The sequence below is a fragment of the Nocardia carnea genome (assembly GCF_029869215.1).
GTDB lineage: Bacteria > Actinomycetota > Actinomycetes > Mycobacteriales > Mycobacteriaceae > Nocardia > Nocardia carnea_B.
In genome coordinates, this window is sequence record NZ_JARWPM010000138.1 from 1 (window position 1) to 3,401 (window position 3,401).

The window sequence follows — 3,401 nt, forward strand, 5'->3', positions numbered from 1 at the left end:
TTTTTGGGCGGGCGGGGGGGGGGCGGGGGGGTGGCCCCCCCCGGGGCCCGGGGGCCCCCCCCCCCCCCCCGGGGGGCCCCCCCCCCCCCCCCGCGCCCCCCCCCCCGGGGACGGGCCAAACCCTCCAAGGGCCTCGTAAGACTCGGCACCGCCGCGGTTGCGTCCGGGTTTCGGGTTTGCGTACACCTCCAGGGGCCTCGTGAGACTCGGCGCCGCCGTGGTTACGTTCGGTTCCGGGGTTGTGTGGGCCCCGGAGGCCTCGTGAGACTCGGTGCTGCCGTGGTCGCGTCCGGTTCCGGGGTTGTGTAGACCTCCGAGGGCCTCGTAAGACTCGGCGGGGCCGCAGTTGCGTTCGGGTTTCGGGGTTGTGTGAACTTCTGAGGGGCTGGTAGGACTGGGCGCCGCGGTCGCCTTTGGTTCCTGGGTTATGTGAACCTCCAAGGGCCTGGTAAGACTCGGCGGCGCAGTGGTCGCGTCCGGCCCGAAGTTGTGTGAACGCCCGAAGCCTCGTAAAGACTCGGCAGCGCTGGGCGCCTTCGGTTTCGGGGTTGTGTCGGCCTCCAGTGCCGCGTAAGACTCGCTGTGTCGCGTCGGGGTTCGAAGTAGTGCGAACGTCCCGGGGCTTCGGCAGGGGCCGGTCGGTTCGGGCGTGCGCTCGTTCCGATGGGACGGCTCGTTCAGCTCGGCCTCGGCGGTGTGCGCGGGTGGCGTCCTCTTCGTCCCTCCGCCGGGGTGAGCGGGGTCTTCGGCGTGGGCAGTCTCTCGCAACATCGGTCGCGGCGGGGGCCGATAAGTCATTGTCTGTCGGTGGGTATGCGTAAGGTGCGCGTTCGTGGCAGGTACCAAGACCAAGGCTGTCTACCGGTGTTCGGAGTGTGCGCACGAAGTCGCCAAATGGGTTGGTAAATGTCCCGGCTGCGGCTCGTGGGGCACGGTCGACGAAGCACTGCCCGCGGCGGGCGCGGCGGGGGTTCCGGCGGGGCGGAAGGCGATGCTGCCGAGTACCGCGGCCGCGCCGATCTCGCGGATCGACTCGAATACCACCACCGCGCGGCCGACCGGGGTTTCCGAGCTGGACCGGGTGCTCGGCGGTGGGATCGTCGCGGGCTCGGTGGTGTTGCTGTCCGGGGAGCCCGGGGTGGGGAAATCGACCCTGTTGCTCGAGGTGGCGCATCGATGGGCGCGGCAGCGCGACGAGCGGGCGTTGTATGTCACCGCGGAGGAATCGGCGGGGCAGGTACGGTTACGTGCCGATCGGACGGGGGCGGTGCACGATCGTGTGTACCTGGCGGCGGAATCGGATCTGTCGGTGCTACTCGGCCATGTCGAGCAGGTGAAACCCACTCTGCTGGTGGTGGATTCGGTGCAGACGATGCTGGCCACCGATAGCGACGGCGTGATCGGCGGCGTCACCCAGGTCCGTGCAGTCACCGCGGCGTTGACCTCGCTGGCCAAGTCGAGCGGGATCGCGGTACTGCTGGTCGGTCATGTCACCAAGGACGGCGCCGTAGCGGGGCCGCGCACCCTGGAGCATCTGGTCGATGTGGTACTGCAGTTCGAGGGCGACAAGAATTCGACACTGCGCATGGTGCGCGGTATCAAGAACCGTTTCGGCAGCGCCGACGAGGTGGGTTGTTTCGAACTGCACGACGACGGAATCGCCTGTGTCACAGATCCTTCCGGACTGTTTCTGCATCACCGCACCGATTCTGTTCCGGGTACCGCGGTGACGGTGGCGATGGACGGGAAGCGGCCGCTCGTCGGTGAGGTACAGGGGCTCACGGTCGACACCCAGGTGCCGGCACCGCGCCGGGCGGTGAGCGGACTGGACTACAACCGGGTCGCCATGGTGCTGGCCGTGCTACAGAGCCGCTGCGGGCTCTACGTCGGCAAACAGGATGTCTATGCCGCGACCGTCGGCGGCATGCGGCTCACCGAGCCCGCCGCGGATCTGGCCATCGCGGTGGCCATCGCCAGTGCCGCACGGGATACGGCGCTGCCACCGGGCTGGGTGATCCTCGGCGAGGTGGGGCTGGCCGGTGAGGTCCGCCGGATCACCGCGGCCGGCCGCCGGCTCGCGGAGGCGGAGCGACTCGGATTCACGACCGCGGTGGTGCCGCCCGGAGTCACGGGGAAAGGCATCGGTATGACGCTGCACGAGGTATCGAGCCTGCGCGCCGCCCTGCGGCTGGCCGGGCTCACGAAGAAATGAGTGCCGCGGCGGACCCGCGTTCGCGCCGAGCCGGGTGATCCGGGCGCGATCGGGACAGTCCGGCGAGGTCCGCAGGATATCGCCGGGACAAGTGCCGGTTTCGTCGCGCCGGTGGCGGCCGGGGTGCCGATGCAGCGTGCGGCCGGTGCGGTCAGGGCACGGCATGCCGGGACATCAGCGCTCCGCCGCGTTACGACTCCGGGCCCGAACCTGCCCAGCGACGGCGCCGGACGGAGACAGGTATCGGATCCGACGCAGCCACGATGGCCGGCCCGACCGAGAAATGCGCACAACCCCGGGCCTGCCGTGCGGCGATTTTCCGCGCCATGACCGCCCGGCGGCGCGCGCATATATCAGCCACCGTTGCCGGGCCCCGGGCGCTGTCAGGCGATGTTGAAGGGCTCCGGGGCACTGCGTACGGAACCGAGCTGCGCTGTCACGTTGTAGGCCCCGGTAGGCACCGGAACGCGTTCCCCGGCGCATTCGGGCTGGGATGTGGTGCCGGTCCAAGTGACGGTGAACGCTGCCTGCTCGCCGCGGTCGAGGGTACGTACATCGGGTTCACCGTCGGGATAGCAGTCGGTGCTGGCCCACAACTGGCGACCGCCGTCGAGGGTGTGCACGGAGACCCGCTGCAATCCCGACCCCATATCCCGGGTACAGGGCTCGCCGGAGATATTCGTGATCACGATCCCGAAAACGGGCTCCTCCCCCACCCTGTAGGTCGGCTGGGCCACGGAAACCTTGATCGCCAGTGATTGGTCGGCGCACTGCCCGGACGCGGCGGGGGCCGGTGTGGTGCCGGAGGCCGTGGTGGACGCTCCGGTGGTGGTAGTGGGGGCCGGCGCGGAACTCGCCGCGGTTTCCGTACCGGTCGCCGACGAGGTCGCCGCGGCGGCGGTCCCGGGCGAATCGCCGCCCCGGGATACGGTCACGACCAGCCAGATCACCACCGCCAGGGCGACGATCAGCGCGCCGATGGCAAACACACGACGCCGCCAGTAGATCTCCGGCGGTAACGGTCCTGTCGGTTCCAACACGTGTCAAAGGTAAGCGTATTCGGCGATGGTGGCGGTCAACGGCACACCGGAAGCTGCGGCCGACTGCCGGGACGCCGACCGCCGGGGGGGGCGAGAGACGGACCGGCGGGCAGGGGAAGGTCGGGCACGGCTGGTTGGACAGTTACCGC

2 protein-coding genes are annotated in these 3,401 nt (G+C 69.8%); one reads left to right on the plus strand and one right to left on the minus strand.

Annotated features, from left to right (window positions below):
* Window positions 1-832 precede the first annotated feature (832 nt).
* Window positions 833-2,212: a DNA repair protein RadA gene (gene radA, locus QH276_RS09075; protein WP_280399931.1), complete on the plus strand. Its 1,380-nt coding sequence runs from the start codon at window positions 833-835 to the stop codon at window positions 2,210-2,212.
* Window positions 2,213-2,595: 383 nt separating this feature from the next.
* On the opposite strand, the gene QH276_RS09080 is transcribed toward radA, so the two are convergent.
* Complete coding sequence (locus QH276_RS09080; RefSeq protein WP_280399930.1) at window positions 2,596-3,252, minus strand: hypothetical protein; 657 nt, start codon at window positions 3,250-3,252, stop codon at window positions 2,596-2,598.
* Window positions 3,253-3,401: the final 149 nt, after the last annotated feature.